At 67.9% G+C, this 16,094-nt stretch carries 14 protein-coding genes; 5 read left to right on the forward strand and 9 right to left on the reverse strand.

The genetic code is table 11. From position 1 onward, the window contains the following. Position 1: 1 nt before the first annotated feature. From H8F26_RS16610 to dapF, 3 genes are read right to left on the reverse strand one after another with little or no spacing between them, the layout of a single operon-like run. Positions 2-691, reverse strand: a complete 690-nt coding sequence (locus H8F26_RS16610; protein WP_197155846.1) for a DUF1995 family protein — start codon at positions 689-691, stop codon at positions 2-4. A gap of 26 nt (positions 692-717) precedes the next feature. Beyond that, complete coding sequence (locus tag H8F26_RS16615; RefSeq protein ID WP_197155848.1) at positions 718-1,992, reverse strand: cysteine desulfurase family protein; 1,275 nt, start codon at positions 1,990-1,992, stop codon at positions 718-720. Beyond that, positions 1,973-3,163, reverse strand: coding sequence for a diaminopimelate epimerase (dapF, locus tag H8F26_RS16620; protein WP_197155850.1), 1,191 nt, complete (start codon positions 3,161-3,163; stop codon positions 1,973-1,975). The genes H8F26_RS16615 and dapF overlap by 20 nt, the downstream gene beginning before the upstream one ends. 81 nt (positions 3,164-3,244) lie before the next feature. Between dapF and H8F26_RS16625 the strand changes: the two genes are divergently transcribed. Together H8F26_RS16625 and leuS are read left to right on the forward strand one after the other, a co-directional pair. Then, positions 3,245-3,487, forward strand: coding sequence for a hypothetical protein (locus tag H8F26_RS16625; protein ID WP_197155852.1), 243 nt, complete (start codon positions 3,245-3,247; stop codon positions 3,485-3,487). A gap of 64 nt (positions 3,488-3,551) precedes the next feature. Beyond that, on the forward strand, positions 3,552-6,257 hold the full coding sequence (gene leuS, locus H8F26_RS16630) for a leucine--tRNA ligase (protein WP_370594716.1): 2,706 nt from the start codon (positions 3,552-3,554) through the stop codon (positions 6,255-6,257). A 3-nt stretch (positions 6,258-6,260) separates the two neighbouring features. Here the strand turns inward: leuS and H8F26_RS16635 are convergent, their stop codons facing one another. Then, entirely contained in the window at positions 6,261-7,862 is a 1,602-nt protein-coding gene (locus H8F26_RS16635; RefSeq protein ID WP_197155854.1) for a glucose-6-phosphate isomerase, read from the reverse strand. Positions 7,863-8,158: 296 nt separating this feature from the next. Between H8F26_RS16635 and H8F26_RS16640 the strand changes: the two genes are divergently transcribed. Beyond that, entirely contained in the window at positions 8,159-8,941 is a 783-nt protein-coding gene (locus H8F26_RS16640) for a helicase DnaB (protein WP_370594637.1), read from the forward strand. A 37-nt stretch (positions 8,942-8,978) separates the two neighbouring features. On the opposite strand, the gene H8F26_RS16645 is transcribed toward H8F26_RS16640, so the two are convergent. From H8F26_RS16645 to H8F26_RS16655, 3 genes are read right to left on the reverse strand one after another with little or no spacing between them, the layout of a single operon-like run. Beyond that, entirely contained in the window at positions 8,979-9,917 is a 939-nt protein-coding gene (locus H8F26_RS16645) for an N-acetylmuramoyl-L-alanine amidase (protein WP_231605309.1), read from the reverse strand. After that, complete coding sequence (locus H8F26_RS16650; protein ID WP_197155856.1) at positions 9,914-11,680, reverse strand: M61 family metallopeptidase; 1,767 nt, start codon at positions 11,678-11,680, stop codon at positions 9,914-9,916. Before H8F26_RS16650 ends, H8F26_RS16645 begins: the two co-directional genes overlap by 4 nt. Positions 11,681-11,693: 13 nt before the next feature. Beyond that, the gene (locus H8F26_RS16655; protein WP_197155858.1) at positions 11,694-12,038 is read right to left on the reverse strand and encodes a DUF1257 domain-containing protein; all 345 of its coding nucleotides are present in this window, start codon (positions 12,036-12,038) and stop codon (positions 11,694-11,696) included. 130 nt (positions 12,039-12,168) lie between these two features. Here H8F26_RS16655 and purN point away from each other — a divergent pair, with 130 nt between their 5' ends. Further along, complete coding sequence (purN, locus tag H8F26_RS16660; protein WP_231597916.1) at positions 12,169-12,777, forward strand: phosphoribosylglycinamide formyltransferase; 609 nt, start codon at positions 12,169-12,171, stop codon at positions 12,775-12,777. On the opposite strand, the gene argC is transcribed toward purN, so the two are convergent. Continuing rightward, positions 12,716-13,804 carry an N-acetyl-gamma-glutamyl-phosphate reductase gene (argC, locus tag H8F26_RS16665; RefSeq protein ID WP_197155862.1) on the reverse strand — a complete coding sequence of 363 codons (1,089 nt, stop codon included), beginning with the start codon at positions 13,802-13,804 and terminating at the stop codon, positions 12,716-12,718. The two genes, purN and argC, sit on opposite strands and share 62 nt — an antisense overlap. Before the next feature lie 68 nt (positions 13,805-13,872). On the opposite strand from argC, the gene ribBA reads away from it, so the two are divergent. Beyond that, the gene (gene ribBA, locus H8F26_RS16670; RefSeq protein ID WP_231597917.1) at positions 13,873-15,543 is read left to right on the forward strand and encodes a bifunctional 3,4-dihydroxy-2-butanone-4-phosphate synthase/GTP cyclohydrolase II; all 1,671 of its coding nucleotides are present in this window, start codon (positions 13,873-13,875) and stop codon (positions 15,541-15,543) included. Here ribBA and H8F26_RS16675 read toward each other — a convergent pair. Further along, positions 15,527-15,967, reverse strand: coding sequence for a peptidylprolyl isomerase (locus H8F26_RS16675; RefSeq protein WP_197155864.1), 441 nt, complete (start codon positions 15,965-15,967; stop codon positions 15,527-15,529). The two genes, ribBA and H8F26_RS16675, sit on opposite strands and share 17 nt — an antisense overlap. Between the last annotated feature and the right edge of the window lie 127 nt (positions 15,968-16,094).

Here is a 16,094-nt window from a genome sequence, read left to right on the forward strand (position 1 = left end):
CTCAGTTGCGCAGGCCTTCGATGAACTGATCCAGCACCCGCATCTGTCCGCCCAGATCGAGGCCCTCCTCTCCGGCCAGGGCGAGGGCCTGCTGCTCGGCATCGGGCTTCTGCTCGAAGGTGGTGCAGAGGCGGTAGCCATCGGGATCGAGGCGGTAGAGCTCCCAGGGGTCGGGATAGGCGCGCCTCAGGGTCGCCTCCGCCTGGGGAAGCAGCGCGTAGGCGCTCTGCCAGCCGGCGAGGAAGCCCCGCCGCCGCTCCCGGGCGACGCTGCCGATCCCCACCGCCGCATCCTCCAGGGACCCGTTCACCAGCACCACGGCGCCGCGATGGCCGCCGCAGACCTGCTCCACCAGCTCATAGTCCGCCTGGCTGGCACCCACCAGGAGCAGCAGCTCGTTGCCCGGGGCCTCACTCTGGCTGCGGATCTGGTCGCTGAAACTGGCGATGCAACCGGCCAGATCAGGAGCATCACGCTTCGCCAGGGCGGTGGCACCGGCATCGCTGAACAGCAGCCGCAACTCCTGGCCCGCCTCCTGCAACGCTGCGGCCAGCCGCAGCACCACCGGCAGCACCCGCAACCCTTCAAAGCGCCACTCCACGGTCCAGCGGCCCTTGGCGTCGGCGAGGAGCGCGGCCTTCAGCGCCTCGAGGGCCTGCGACTCGGCGGCGCGCAGATCGGCGGGAAGCATCGGCAAGGGGCGGGATCGGCGCGACCCTACCCAGCCCGCCCGTCATTGCCGGCTGAAACCGCTGTGAGGTCGGCACGGGCCCGCTGCAATGCCGCCGGGAATCCCTCCAGATCCGCCTGGCTCAGCCAGGGGCCGAGGCTGAGACGCAGGCCGCTGGCCGCCTCATCCGGGCTGTACCCCATCGCCAGCAGCACGGGGCTGGCATCCGGGCGCAGCAGCCGAGGATCCCCGCCGGAGCCAGCGGTGCGGGTAGACCTGCTCCGTACAGAACTTCCGCGGACGGAACTGCTGCAGGCCGAACCACTGCTCACCGCATAGCCGTGGCGCCACAGCGCCCGCACCAGATCACGGCCCGCCAGCGGGCGGCCAGCGACATCGGAAACCAGGAGACTGATGTGGTGGGGCAGGCGTCCATCGAGATCGGCGGGATCGGGCCCGCTGAGTCGCACTCCCTCGAGCCTCAGCAGTGTCTCCAGCAGGCGGTCACGCAGGGGGAGAAGCGGATCGAGGCCACCATGGCCGTGCAGCCGCGCAGCGGCCAGATCCAGTGCGGTGGCGAAGCCGGCGGCGAGGGCCACCGGCTCGGTTCCGCCCCGGCGCCCGCCCTCCTGGCCGCCGCCGCCGATCAGGGGGTCGATCTCCACCCCCGGCGCCAGGACCAGAGCACCGATCCCCCGTGGTCCCTGCAACTTGTGGGCGGTGAGGCTGAGCAGGTCGACCGGCAGGCGACCCAGATCGACGCCGCGGTGTCCCACCACCTGGACCGCATCGGTATGGAACGGCACTCCAGCGGCTCGGCAGCCGGCGCCAATGGCCTCGATCGGCTGCAGTGCCCCCACCTCGCTCTGGCCCCAGATCACCGAGACCAGCCGGGTCGGGGGTTGAAGCAGCTCTTCGAGCCGATCCAGGCGTACCACCCCACGACGATCGACAGGCAGGGCCTGCACCTGCCAGCCACGGGCCTGGAGCCGGGCTGCCGCCGCTGCCAGAGCCGGGTGCTCGACTGAAGAAATCAGCAGCCGGCCCGGATGCATTCGAGCCGCCATGCCGAGCAGGGCCGCATGGTTGGCTTCACTGCCGCCGGAGACGAACACCAGCCGATCGGGCTCCACCCCCAGATGGGTGGCGATCGAGAACCGGCTGCGCTCCAGCCGCTCGGCCGCCGCCAGGCCGTAGCCATGCAGGCTGGAGGGATTGGCCCAGGCCTCCGCGTCAGCGGCAGCCATGGCCGCCAGCACCGCCGGAGCCGGCGGACTGGTGGCACAGGCGTCGAGGTAGACCTCAGCCGCCAAGGGGACCATTCGCTTCGATCCGTGCCCGGGTGCGGTCGTCCAGGGAGTTGGTGGCGATCGCGACCAGGTCGTCGAGGGAGCGGCTTTCCAGCAGGGCCGCCACGCGGGCGCGGGCCTCGGCGCTGGGGCAGGCATCCGGCCGCACACAGCCGTTCACACAGACCACGGCACAGTTGACCTCGGGCAGGGCAGAGGTAGGGCTTGTGGCAACAGCCTCTGGATCTGGATCTGCAACCTCAGCAGCAGCTGCAGCAGAAGGGGCAGGAGGTGATGGTTCCGGTTCGACAGAACCCTGCTCGCCCGGACCGTACTGATCAAGATCCAGCAGGGCTGGAGCCACCACGCCGTCAAAGACGGCCTCGGCCGGACCGGTCATGAACAGATGGTCCGTGGCCTCGTCCCAGTCGATCTCCAGGGGCCCACCGGGCAGATCGAGCCGGGCGCGGCGTTCGCTGAGGCCGAGCCGGTGGCAGACCACCAGGGTGGCGCAGGCACCGGTGCCGCAGGCCAGGGTGGGCCCGGCGCCGCGCTCCCACACCCGCATCACCAGATGGGTGGGGGAGAGCACTTGTACGAAGTGCACGTTGGTGCGGGCGGGGAAGGCCGGATGCACCTCCAGCGCCGCGCCGAAGCTGTCCAGCTCCACCAGCGCCACATCGGTGACCGGGATCACCACATGGGGATTGCCCATGCCGGCAGCGCCGACCGAAAAGGTGTAGCCAGCGGCCTCCAGATCCCCCTGGGGGATGCCGGCCTCGCCCACGGGCAGGGTGGTCGGGACCGCCTCGGGGTCGAGCAGGGGCCTGCCCATGTCCACCCGGATCGTGCCGTCCTCCTGAAGCTCCGGCACGATCCGGCCCGCCAGGGTCTCGATCTGCCACTGGCGGCCCGGTTGATCGCCATCGCTGTCAGCCAGGAAGCGGGCCAGACAGCGGATGCCGTTGCCACACATCTCCGGTTCGGTGCCGTCGGCGTTGAAGATCCGCATCCGCAGCTCTCCCCCCTGGCCCGGAGGCAGGGCCAGGATCACCCCGTCGCCGCCCACACCGAAGCGCCGATCGCAGAGACGGCGCACCAGCTCGGAGGTGAGGCCCAGGCTGTCGTCCTCCTCGGGGGCGTTGCGCCCGTCGAGCATCAGGAAATCGTTGCCCAGGCCTTGGTACTTGCTGAACTGGAGCACGATGGTGCGCGACAGGAGCTGAGGGTGATCCTAGGAAGGGCGCCCCACCAGCCCGGCAGCCGAACAGCCCGTGCGCCCGCCATGGACAACCCGTACACCGACCGCCGCGGACCGATTCTCGACACCACCCAGCCGGGCATCCGCCACATTCAGGACATGATCCGGGAACACAAGCCCGTCAGCGTGCTGATCCAGAGCGGCAGCGAACTGGAGGGCGTCATCCTCTGGCAGGACCTCGAATACATCGGGCTGCAGCACGAGGACGGCCGGCCACTGATGCTGATCAACCGCCGCTCCATCAGCATGCTCCGCGCCCTCGGCTGACCCATGGGATCAGCAGGGACCACCAGGCTGAGCCAGCAGGCCTGTGGCACGATCACAGGCTGCCCTGCGGCCCGTCTTCCACGGCCGGGCCCGCGCCGTGACCGATTCCGCCGTGACCGATTCCTCCCGTTACCAGCCGCAGGCCCTCGAAACGCGCTGGCAGGAGCTCTGGGATCGCCACCAGCTGCACCGCACGCCGGAGCCAGGCAACGGTGAGAATTTCTACGCCCTGTCGATGTTCCCCTATCCCTCAGGGAATCTGCACATGGGGCATGTGCGCAATTACGTGATCACCGATGTGATTGCCCGGGCGGCCCGGATGCGGGGCAAGGCGGTGCTGCATCCGATGGGCTGGGACGCCTTCGGCCTGCCGGCCGAGAACGCCGCCATCGAGCGAGGCGTGGAGCCCGGCACCTGGACCGACCAGAACATCGCCTCGATGCGCGCCCAGCTCAACCAGCTGGGCCTCTCGATCGACTGGGAGCGCGAGGTGGCCACCTGCCACGCCGATTACTACCGCTGGACCCAGTGGCTGTTCCTGCAGTTCCTCGACGCCGGTCTGGCGTACCAGAAGGACGCCACCGTGAACTGGGACCCGATCGACCAGACGGTGCTGGCCAACGAACAGGTAGACGGTGAAGGCCGCTCCTGGCGCTCCGGCGCCCTTGTGGAGAAGCGCAAGCTGCGCCAGTGGTTCCTGAAGATCACCGCCTACGCCGACCAGCTGCTGGACGACCTCGACACGCTGCAGGGTTGGCCGGAGCGGGTCCGCACCATGCAGGCCAACTGGATCGGCCGCAGCACCGGAGCTGAACTCAGCTTCGAGGTCGTGGACGCCAGGGGAGAGCCCAGCGGTGAACGGATCACCGTGTTCACGACCCGGCCGGACACGATCTACGGCGCCAGCTATGTGGTATTTGCGCCGGAGCATCCCCTGGTGGCCCAGCTCACCACTGCGGAGCAGGCGATCCACGTGGAAGCCTTCTGCGCACTCGTAAGCCGCCAGAGCGAACAGGAGCGCACCGCCGAAGACAAGCCCAAACGGGGCGTGCCGATCGGTGCCATGGTGCGCAACCCCGCCACGGGGGGCCTGATCCCCCTCTGGATCGCCGACTACGTGCTGGCGGAGTACGGCACCGGCGCCGTGATGGGCGTGCCCGCCCACGACCATCGGGACTTCGTCTTTGCACGCCAATACGAACTACCGGTGCGGCAGGTGATCATTCCCGAAGGCAGCGATGAGCACGCCTTCGAGGGAGGCGCCTGGACCGAATCGGGGGTGCTGATCCATTCCGGCCCGTTCGATGGGATGCCGAGCCGCGAGGCCAAACAGGCCATCACTGCGGCGGCGGAGCAACAGGGATGGGGCACGGGCAAGGTGCAGTTCCGCCTGCGCGATTGGCTGATCTCGCGTCAGCGCTACTGGGGCTGTCCGATTCCGGTGATCCACTGCGAAACCTGCGGTGTGGTGCCGGTGCCAGCCGAGCAGCTTCCGGTGGAGCTGCCCCAGGGCATAGCGCTGGCCGGCAGGGGCGGCTCGCCCCTGGCCCAGCTGGAGCACTGGGTGACGGTGGACTGCCCCTGCTGCGGCAAACCCGCCCGCCGCGAGACCGACACCATGGACACCTTCATGTGTTCCTCGTGGTATTTCCTCCGCTACAGCGACGCCGGCAACACGCAGGTTCCCTTCAGCCGCGAGGCGGTGGATGCCTGGTTGCCTGTGGATCAGTACGTGGGTGGCATCGAACACGCCATCCTGCATCTGCTCTACTCCCGCTTCTTCACCAAGGTGCTGCGTGATCGCGGTCTGCTGGGCTTCGATGAGCCCTTCAAACGCCTCCTCACCCAAGGCATGGTGCAGGGGATCACCTACAAGAATCCCCACAGCGGCAAGTACATCGCGCCGGCGGATGTGGCTGACCCCACCGATCCGCGCGACCCGATCTCCGGCGAGGTTCTGGAGGTCTTCTACGAGAAGATGTCGAAGTCGAAATACAACGGTGTTGATCCATCCGTGGTGATCGACCGTTATGGCGCCGACACGGCGCGCATGTTCATCCTCTTCAAGGCGCCACCCGAGAAGGATCTCGAATGGGACGACGCCGATGTGGAGGGTCAGTATCGCTTCCTGCAGCGGATCTGGCGCCTGGTGGATGCCGCTGCGGAGCGAGGTCTGAGCCTGGCCGCTGGGGCCGGCAACGCGGAGGCCGTGGCAGAGGCGATCGCGGCGTCAGGGGGCAGCCCTGGCCTCCTGGACGACGAACGGGAGCTGCGCCGGGCGGTGCATACCGCCATCGCCGCCGTGACTGATGACCTGACCGGCGAGGAGCTGCAGTGCAACACGGCCGTGTCGGAGCTGATGAAGCTCAGCAATGCCATGGCCAGCCATCTGGCGGCCAGTGGCGACGCCTTCGCCGCCGAAGCCCTGCGCACCCTGGTGCTGCTGCTGGCGCCGTTCGCGCCGCATCTGGCCGAGGAGCTGTGGCTGAAACTCGGCGGCCGCCGCGACAGCGATGACCTGGCCACCACCAGCATCCACGCCCAGCCCTGGCCGACTGCCGACGCCTCAGCCCTGGTGCGCAGCACCATCCCCCTGGTGATCCAGGTCAAGGGCAAGGTGCGCGGCAACCTGGAGGTGCCGGCGGATGCCGATGCCGCCACCCTGGAACGCCTGGCCCTGGCCAGCGACATCGCCGCCAGGTGGCTCCAGGGTCAGGCACCGCGTCGGGTGATCGTGGTGCCGGGCAAGCTGGTGAACCTGGTGCCCTGAGGCTCAGGCGCGACGGAACACCAGGGAGGCCGGCTCGCCCCAGTTCCCATCCGCCTGATAGCCGCGGTCGTTGCCGCAGAGGTGACGCAGGATCCAGAAGAGTGGTTCGGGACTGTCCGATCCGAGTTCGTTCTGGAGGGCAGCCAGGGAGCGGGGCTGGCCATCGGCAAGGCGGCCTTCGAGCTGCTCCTGCAGCGACAGAATCACCGCGGCCGCCTTCTTGCCGGCCTCGACACCGGGCTGGTCGTAGGCATTGATGTTGACCAGTTCGGCGTAGAAGCCCACGGCCCGCTCGAACAAGGCAATCAGGGCACCGAGAGCTCGGGCATCGAAGCGACGCAGGGTGATCGCCATGGATTGCCGTCCTCCTTCCATCAGTGCTGAGCGGGTGCCCTGCAGGAAGCCCTCGAGAAAGTCACCGGGACGATCTCCCTCAACCGGTTCGATATCGGCCGGATCATCGAGGGCTTCGATGAAGGTGACGAAGAAGTTGTCGACCCCATCGCGGAGCTGCTGCACATAGGCGTGCTGATCGGTGGAGCCCTTGTTGCCGTACACGGCAATGCCCTGGTTGACGATCTGGCCGGCGCGATCGCGCTGCTTGCCGAGCGACTCCATCACCAGCTGCTGCAGATAGCGGCTGAACACCTCGAGGCGATCGCGGTAGGGGAGCACCACCATGTCGCGGGCGCCATGGCCTTCACCCGCCTGGTGCCAGGAGGCGGCCATCAGGGCAGCGGGATTGCTCTCGAGGCGGGCCACCCGCGTGGCTTCATCCATCGCGGCGGCGCCGCCGAGGAAGGAGCGGATGTCTGCACCCGCCAGGGCCCCGGGCAGCAGACCCACGGCGCTGGTGATGCTGGTCCGCCCGCCGACCCAATCGAACATGTCGAAGCGCTGCAACCAGCCCTCCTGCTCGGCGAGGCGGTCGAGCTGGCTGCCCTGCATGGTCACGGCCACGGCCTGGGCGACCCAGGTGCCGCCGCGGCTCTCGAGGCGGGCTCGGGCCTGCTGCATGCCCAGCCTCGGTTCCGGCGTTCCGCCGGACTTGCTGACGACGATCACCAGGGTGGTGGTCAGCCGCTCCTCCAGGGCCCGCAGGGTGCGGCTCATCCCCTGGGGATCGACGTTGTCGAAGAAGTGGAAGGGCAGGCCCGCCTCCTGCTCCTGAAGGGCGCGGATGATCAGCAGCGGCCCCAGCCCCGAACCGCCGATGCCGATCCACAGCACATCCGTGAAGGGGCGGCCGCAGGGGGCCATCAGCTCCCCGGCGAGGATGCGGCGTCCAAAGGTCTCGATCTGGTCCACTTCGCCGGCGATGTGGGCGCCGCTCTCGGCATTGGGGGCCAGCTGCGGTGCCCGCAGCCAGTAGTGCCCCACCATGCGCTGTTCGTCGGGGTTGGCGATGGCTCCGGCCTCCAGGGCCGCCATCGCCTCAAAGGCCTGGGCAAAGCGTGGACGAAGAGCGTCAAGGCCGGGCTGATCGAGCGCCATGCGGCTCACATCCAGCCAGAAGCCCAGGGCCTCGTCGTGCCAGAGCAGGGCGCAGAAGCGGTCCCACTGGGTCGCCGGATCGTGGCCGTTGAAAGCGGGAAGCTGGGACATGGGGCCTGGAACCGCCTGCGGTGATCAAATCGACGGTATCGGGGGGGCGAGAAGAACCGCAACCGCACACTCCTGCTCAGAGATGGGGCCGAATCTCTTTAAACTTTCTGTTAAAGACTCCCAGTTCCCCTTCAGGACTCTCCCCCTTCGTGCTGCGTTTCCTGCACCATCGTGTCTCCGGAGAAGTCTCAGGTGCTCCTTCGCTCTGCTCAGGGCCAGGCACCGCAGAACATTCCGCGTCTCCCGCCACCGGACGACCTGGTCGGAAGCGTCGATGTGAGCTTGCAGCCGCCACAGTGCTGCTCGCCACCGCCTTGGGTGGTGTTGGCGAAGCGCAACACCCCCTGGAATCCCTGATCAACGCTCCGGATCAGAGCAGCACCATCAGCGGCGACAGTCGCGCTGCTGTCGGCTCAGTCACTGAGGGCCAGCGGGTCAATCCGATCGATTTCACCCCCGAGGAACTGCGGGAGTTGCAGAAGCGCTTCGGGGTCCATGGACCTCAGCCACGCCTGGCCCAATTGCTCACCGAAGGCCTCGACCAGCTCGAACCGCTCCGCTCCCACACCCTCACCCGCCTGGAGGAGCTGCGGCCGGTGATCCTGAGTGAGTCCCTGCGACGCCGCGTCAATCCGATGCTCGTGGCTGCCGTGCTGTTCGATGAGATGCAGCACGCCAAGCCAGGCGAAAGCCACCCGATCGCAGCCCATTCCGGCCTGTTCAGCACTCTCGGCCCAGCCCAGCTTGGATTAGGGGAGATGGTGCACCAGGGCCTGCTCCCTGCCGATGCGACACCGGAGCAATTGGAGGCGGCTCGCGATGCGTTGCTGGACCCGGAGCAGAACGTGACCCTCTTGGTGGGCAAGTTCGAGCGCCTCCAGAAGGAACTGGAACTGACCGCTCCCCTCCCGCCGATCGCGAGCCGCTCCCCCCAGGAAGCCAAGGCTCTCGCCACCCTGGCCTACCTGCACAACGGCAAGCTGGACTATCCCGCACGGGTGCTGCGCTACATGCAGGACCCTGAGCTCCACGCCCTCCTCTACGGCAACCGCCGCAAGCAGCTCCCTCCGCTGATCTGATCCAGCAGCTCTCAGGTTCAAGACCGCTGGGCTGGCCTCAGCGGGATGGACAGAGCATCCCGAGAGCCGCCAGCCGGACCTCAAGTGCCCGCCAGTCGAAGCTGCGGGGATCGCCCCGCTCACCGCCCAGATCCACGTAGCGGTGAGTGGTGATGTTCTGGGCCGGAAAGCCAAACCGCCGCATCCAGTCGGTCAGCACCACGGCCATGGCGTCGTACTGGGCGGAGCTGTAGCCGCTGTGGGATGGGTCGTTGTCTTCACCATCCAGCGGCGTTTCGAGGCTGAGATGCAGAGCGAAGTTATTGACCGAGCCACTCACCCTGGGATTGGTGATCACCCAGAGGCCATTGAAGGCGGAATTGCCGGCCCCGAAGGCCCGCAGGGACGGATCCACCGTGTTCAGCACCGCGCCATCACCGCCGATCAGGGTGTGGTAGCTGACCTGGTCATCGTCGTTCGGATGGGGGGTGAGGAAGGTGTTGAGGGCCGAGCCGATGCCGTAGACCGTCTCATGCAGCACCACCACCTTCGGGGTGGAACCCACCGGATTGCCGAAGGCATCGTGATCGAAACGTTGGCCGAAATTGCTGGGATCAATGGCCACGCGATGGGGCGTGTTCTGCAGAACAACCAGGCGATTCTCCAGGCGCTGGCGCAGGGCCTCGGCAGGTGGCGCGCAGGAGGGGCGCAAAGGCGAACGCCAGGCCTGCCTCTGGGGTGGTGGTGGAGCCTGACGCCGGCCTGCTTCCGGCGCCATCGGCGGCTGGCGGACCTCCTGAAGAATCTCCAGCAGAGAGGGGCGTCCCTCCGCGCCGCTGGCAGAGGCGATCAGCTGGCGCGCCATCCAGCCCAGTCCGCCCAGGCCAAGCAGCCCGGCAGCAGCGATGGCCACCAGGGCCGGAGGGGCGATCACGGTGGCAGAGGGAGAGCTCCAGCGGCGCCAACGCCGCCGCAGCACCACGCGGGCCCGCCTCATGGCACCACCCCGAACCAGGCGGTGCGTTGGGCAAGGGCAGCGGCCCCGGCGGAGGGATCCGCTTGCAAAGACCAGCTCTTCACCGCCGGCGGCCCCGGCTGCAGCCAACAGGAACGGACCAGTCCATCGCGGCAGACCAGCAACTCCAAGGCTGGGATCGCTGCGACCGGAGCCCCAGCGTCGTCCGCAGCTGCATTCCAGGCAGGACGCAGGGGATCGTTCCAGATGGTCTCCAGATCTGCGACAGCCCGGAGACGCTGGCCATCCACCGCCAGAAGCTCATCGCCCACATCAAGGCCGGCCTGCTCGGCCGCGCCGCCCCGCACCACCCCCTTGACGCGGATCACCCCGGGGCTCGCCTCATCAACAGTGATCCCGAGATCGGGGTGATCCTGCAGTTCCGGCAGCAGCTGCAGGCCCACACTGGCAAGGTAGCCATCCAGATCCGGTTCCTCCGCCTCGGTCGTGCCCTCAAGCCAGCGAGGCAGCAGGGCAGCCAGATCGGCAGCCTCAGCAGTGAAGGCTTCAAGCAGATCGGCCTCGCGGTATCCCCGTCCGCAGCGACCGAGCATCATCCAGAGCCTCCGAAGCACCCGGGCCAGGCAGGAGCCGGAGCGCCGCAGGTGCAGATCGAGCACCAGGGCGAGCACAGCACCCTTGAGGTAATAGCTCACCTGGTTGTCGGGGGAATAGGCATCGGCTCGATAGAGCTTGACCCAGGCCTCCTCACTACTACTCCGCAGGCTTTGCACCCGCCGCCCTCGATTGAGGCGGTACCGGCTCAGGTCGGCACCGAGATCCTCCAGCAAGGCGGTTTCGTCGCTGCAGCCGGCCAGCAGGGGCAGGAATTGGTCGAAGTAACTGGTCACGCCCTCGGCAAACCAGAGGGTAGGCACGATTGCAGCAGTGCCGTAATCGATCGGCGTCAGTTCCGCCGGGCGCAGGCGCCGCACGTTCCACTGGTGCAGGTATTCGTGCGCCACGAGCTGCAGCAATTTGCGCCGGCCATCGGGCCTGGCCAGGGCACGGCGGCCGTACTGCAGCACGGTGCTGCGGTCGTGCTCCAGGCCGCCATAGCCATTGTCCAGCAGATGGAGCACGAACAGATAGTCCGGTGCTGCCGGTGCCGCTTCGCCCATCAGGCGGCAGCAGGCCAGGCAGACCTTCTCCACATCGCTTAGCCAGGCCTGATCCAGTGCCGGCAGATCACCGCCCCAGCCCACCCAGCGGTGGGGCACCCCAGCCACCGTGAAACCATGGCAGGGGTGGGGACCGGCTTCGACCGGCGTGTCGATCAGCTGATCAGCATCGGAGGCGCACCAGTGGCCCCGGTCGTTGCGCGGCAGGGGCACAAAGGGCTCCCACCCGTCCGGCAAGCGCAGCTCCAGGTCATGGGGAGACCAGCGTTCGCCGTCCACCAGCAGGAGCACCGCCGCCAGAGCGAGAAAGCCGTGGTCGCCGGAGAGGTGACAGGTTCGCACCGTCAGCTCGGTGGCCTGGAGCGTGTACGCGATCGTCAGGTCTTCCGGACCCACCCCATCAAGCTGCCAGAGACTCGGCCCCAGCCGGCGGGGCTGCAGAACTCGGGCGGCCTGCACCACCTGCAAGCCCTCCAGGTGGCGCACGTACTCCCGCAACAGATAGGAACCGGGTGTCCAGCGCGGCAAGCTGAAACGGAGGCAATCCGTTCGCGGTTTGAACGACAGCCTGGCCCGCACCAGATGCTGATGGGGCTCCGAAAGATCCAGCGTCAGCAGAGGCACCGGCAGCCGCGGATCAGGGAACGAGCGTCACGCTGGCACCATCAAAGGAGGCCTGGGCTTCCAGCAGGGCCAGGCGGCTGGCGTAGTGGCGGGTGAGCTCGGAGAGCAGGCGCTGCAGCGTTCGCGAACGGCTGATCCGCTGGAGATCGCCCACAAGGGCGAGGCTTCCATCCGCAGCTGGAGCCCAGCCCAGAATGCCGTGAGAACCAAGCTTCACCTGTAGTTGCACTGGCTCACTCTCGCCGGCGAAACCCTTGAGAACACCCCCCCAGCGGGGCTCAAAACCCATGGAAGTCAGACTGGCTGCCAGGCAATCGACATCGCGCAGCACCGTGGGCAGGATGGAGAGATGGGACATGGACACCAGGCCCGCTTCGTTAAACACTAGCGATTCCGGACTGGCAATCCAGTGGCCATTGCCACAACCGCCGTCCCAATCCCAGCCCCGATCCGAGTCTGAGCGGCACCCTCCCCTGCGGCTGGGGGTGATGGCGTCGGGCAACGGCACCAACTTCGAGGTTCTTGTGCACGCCTGCCGCAGCGGGGTGCTGCACGGCACGGTGGAGCGTCTGGTGGTGAACAACCCCGGTTGCGGCGCGGCGCAGCGGGCTGAGCGGCTGGGCATCCCCTGCCACACCCTCGACCATCGGCTTCAGCCCAGCCGCGAAGCGCTCGACAGGGCCCTGAGCGAGAGCTTCCAGGACGCGCAGGTGGACCTGGTGGTGATGGCAGGCTGGATGCGGATCGTCACACCGGTGCTGATCGCCGCCTATCCCGATCGACTGGTCAACATCCACCCTTCACTGCTGCCCAGCTTCCGCGGCGTCGATGCGGTGGGGCAGGCCCTGGATGCAGGGGTGCGACTGGCGGGCTGCACCGTTCACCTGGTCTGCGAGGAGGTGGACAGTGGCCGGATCCTGATCCAGGCCGCCGTTCCGGTGCTCGACGGTGATGATCGCGGCAGCCTAGCTGCGCGTATTCAGATCCAGGAGCACCGCATCCTGCCGCTGGGGGTCGCCATCGCCGCCCAGCGTCTCAGGGGTAGAACGGCAGCAGGGGGAGCCCAGTGGCGGCCGGCAGGCCCGCCATCAGGTTGAGGCACTGCACCCCCTGGCCCGCCTGGCCCTTGATCAGGTTGTCGACGGCGCTCATCACGATCAGCTGGCCGGTGCGCGGATCCACCTGCACGCTGATCAGAGCTCGGTTGGTGCCCCGCACCCATTTGGTTGAGGGATAGGTCCCCACCGGCAGCACCTCGACGCAGTCGGCATGGCGGTAGGCGGCGGCCAGCACGGTGGTGCAGTCGTCGGCGGTGAGGCCCGGATCCCGCAGCCGCCCGTACACCGTGGCCAGCAGACCCCGCACCATCGGCATCAGGTGCGGCGTGAACTGCAGCTGGATGGCACGCCCGGCAGCTTCACCGGCCAGCTGCTCGATCTCACTGGTGTGGCGGTGACCCACCACGCCGTAGGGGGCCACCGCTTCGCTGGCCTCCGCCAGCAACAGGTGCTCCTTGGCGGCCCGACCACCGCCGGAGGTGCCCGTCTTGGCATCGATCACAATGCCGCGGGTCTCGATCAGACCCTGCTGCAGAAAGGGAAGCAGGCCCAGCAGGCTGGCGGTGGGGAAGCAGCCGGGCGCCGCCACCAGCCGGGCGCCGCGAATGCGCTCTTCCGCCCACTCCACCAGCCCATAGACTGCCTCCTGGCACAGATCGGTGTCGCTGCGGGGAACCTGGCGCGCTTCGGTGGCGTAGACCTCCTGCCATTGGCTGAGGGAGCGGTAGCGGTAGTCGGCGGAGAGATCGACCACCTTCACGCCCCGCTCCAGCAAAGGCGGCACCAGTTGGGCTGCCAGGCCATTCGGCAGGCTGAGCACCGCCAGATCCGCCGCCGCCGCGATCGCCTCGGGATCGGGTGACTGGACCACTGGATCCCCCGGCAAGGGAAGGAACGGCACCAGATCGCGCCAGCGCTTGCCGGAACTGCGTTCACCGCCGAGGTAGGTCACCTGCAGCTGCGGATGCTGATGCAGCAACCGCAGGGTCTGCAGACCGCCATAGCCGGTAGCTCCGATCACCGCCACCCGGGCAATGGTCGCGGCAGGGACTGAGGAGGGAGCCATGCCGAATCGGCGGGAACGCCAGATCGTACCGGGCTCTATAAAGGACCATTGCGACTCGGTCGCTGGCCTTGACCGCCCTTTCCGAACCGTTCCAGCTCGAGGCCATCGCCTTCGACGCCATCGCCGACGCCCTGGCGGCCATCCGCAACGGCGAATCGATCGTGGTGGTGGACGACGAAAACCGCGAAAACGAAGGCGACCTGATCTGTGCCGCCCAGTTCGCCACCCCCGAACAGATCAACTTCATGGCCACCGAGGCCCGGGGCCTGATCTGCCTGGCCATGGAGGGGGAGCGGCTCGATGCCCTCGATCTGCCCCTGATGGTGGATCGCAACACCGACAGCAACCAGACGGCCTTCACGGTGAGCGTCGACGCCGGCCCGGAAAACGGCGTCAGCACCGGCATCTCCGCCGAAGACCGGGCCCGCACCATCCAGGTGGCGATCCATCCCCACTCCCGGCCAGCGGATCTGCGGCGCCCGGGCCACATTTTTCCCCTCAGGGCCCGTCAGGGCGGGGTGCTGAAGCGGGCTGGCCACACGGAAGCGGCCGTGGACCTGGCCCGCCTCTCCGGCCTGTATCCCGCCGGAGTGATCTGCGAGATCCAGAACCCCGACGGCTCCATGGCCCGCCTGCCCCAGCTGGCGCGCTACGCCCGGCGGCATGGCCTGCGGCTGATCTCGATCGCCGATCTGATCCGCTACCGACTCGACACCGAACGCTTCGTCCGCCGCCAGGCGGAGGCCGCCCTGCCCAGCGCCTTCGGCACCTTCCGCGCGATCGGCTACCGCAACGAGCTCGACGGCAGCGAGCATGTGGCGATCGTCAAGGGCAGCCCGGAGACCTCCACTGGCCCGGTGCTGGTGCGGGTGCACTCCGAATGCCTCACCGGCGACGCCTTCGGGTCGCTGCGCTGCGACTGCCGGCCCCAGCTGGAGACCGCCATGCAGATGATCGAGGCCGCCGGTGAAGGCGTGGTGGTGTACCTGCGCCAGGAGGGCCGCGGCATCGGCCTGATCAACAAGCTGCGGGCCTACAGCCTCCAGGATGGGGGCCTCGACACCGTGGAAGCCAACGAACACCTGGGCTTTGCGGCAGACCTGCGCAACTACGGCGTGGGAGCCCAGATTCTCAGCGACCTGGGGGTGCAGCGGCTGCGGCTGATCACCAACAATCCCCGTAAGATCGCCGGCCTGGGCGGCTATGGACTTGAGGTGGTGGATCGGGTGCCCCTGGTGATGGATGCGGGCCAGCACAATGCCGCCTACCTCCAGACCAAGCGCACCAAGCTCGGCCACCTGATGGGCCGCGACTCCCACAAACCCACGGCGGTGCTGGCCTGGCGCGGACAGAGCGATGAAGCCGTCCTTGCCCGGCACATGGAGTCCCTGGAGGTCTGGGCCAGCCGCCGGGAGGTGCTGCTGGAACGGGAGGAACACGTGCGTCTGCTCGCCCTGCTGGATCAGCCGCAGCTGGCGGTGTTGCTCACCGCCACGGCGGGCGAAGCCCTGGAGGCAGGGGTGCTGATCGAGGCCTTACAACTGATGGCCAGCTGGGAGGCCACCGCGGCGGTGAGCCTTCTCCTGGCCCCGGATGCTCAGCGCACCGCCCACCCCAGCGCCCTGCTCGAGCCAGAGCATCGGGACCTGGTGGCCCTGCGCAACGCCCCGGCCCCCCGGCTGACGCTCGAACCCAATGCCTTCCTGCACTGGGCCGCACCGGTCACTTCTGAATGGTGACCGTGTTGATGCGGCTGCCGTTGCGCAGCGCCATCACCACATCCATGTTGCCGGTGTGACCGAACACGGTGTGCACCCCATCGAGGTGGGGCTGGGCGCCATGGCAGAGAAAGAACTGGCTGCCACCAGTGTTCTTGCCTGCATGGGCCATCGAAAGGCTGCCGGCCTGGTGCTTGTTGCCGTTGATCTCGCAGGGGATCGTGTAACCGGGGCCACCGGTACCGGCCATGCCACGGGCACCTTCGCGGGAATTGGGGCAACCGCCCTGGGCCATGAAGCCATCAATGACGCGGTGGAAGGCAAGACCGTCGTAGAAGCCCTCTTCGGCCAGCTTGACGAAATTGGCGACGGTGCCCGGTGCATCGGCATCGAACAGTTCCAGCTCGATCGTGCCGGCGTCGGTCTCCATCACGGCTTTGGTCACAGGGAAGCAAGCAGAAAGGAGGACTGTATCGAGCTCGCCCTGCTCCGCCGGGTCGTCGCAGCGGGGGATCACCGCCCGGTCGCCGGACTCCGGTGCCGTGGGGTAGAACAGCCGCAGTGATTCACCC

The organism is Synechococcus sp. CBW1006, assembly GCF_015840525.1.
Taxonomy (GTDB): domain Bacteria; phylum Cyanobacteriota; class Cyanobacteriia; order PCC-6307; family Cyanobiaceae; genus CBW1002.

What these genes read in the sequence shown, in the direction of transcription:
- H8F26_RS16610 (WP_197155846.1), bottom strand. Translation starts at nt 691, where the DNA reads ATGCTTCCCGCCGATCTGCGCGCCGCCGAGTCGCAGGCCCTCGAGGCG.
- H8F26_RS16615 (WP_197155848.1), bottom strand. Translation starts at nt 1,992, where the DNA reads ATGGTCCCCTTGGCGGCTGAGGTCTACCTCGACGCCTGTGCCACCAGT.
- H8F26_RS16625 (WP_197155852.1), top strand. Translation starts at nt 3,245, where the DNA reads ATGGACAACCCGTACACCGACCGCCGCGGACCGATTCTCGACACCACC.
- H8F26_RS16635 (WP_197155854.1), bottom strand. Translation starts at nt 7,862, where the DNA reads ATGTCCCAGCTTCCCGCTTTCAACGGCCACGATCCGGCGACCCAGTGG.
- H8F26_RS16645 (WP_231605309.1), bottom strand. Translation starts at nt 9,917, where the DNA reads ATGAGGCGGGCCCGCGTGGTGCTGCGGCGGCGTTGGCGCCGCTGGAGC.
- H8F26_RS16655 (WP_197155858.1), bottom strand. Translation starts at nt 12,038, where the DNA reads ATGTCCCATCTCTCCATCCTGCCCACGGTGCTGCGCGATGTCGATTGC.
- purN (WP_231597916.1), top strand. Translation starts at nt 12,169, where the DNA reads ATGGCGTCGGGCAACGGCACCAACTTCGAGGTTCTTGTGCACGCCTGC.
- argC (WP_197155862.1), bottom strand. Translation starts at nt 13,804, where the DNA reads ATGGCTCCCTCCTCAGTCCCTGCCGCGACCATTGCCCGGGTGGCGGTG.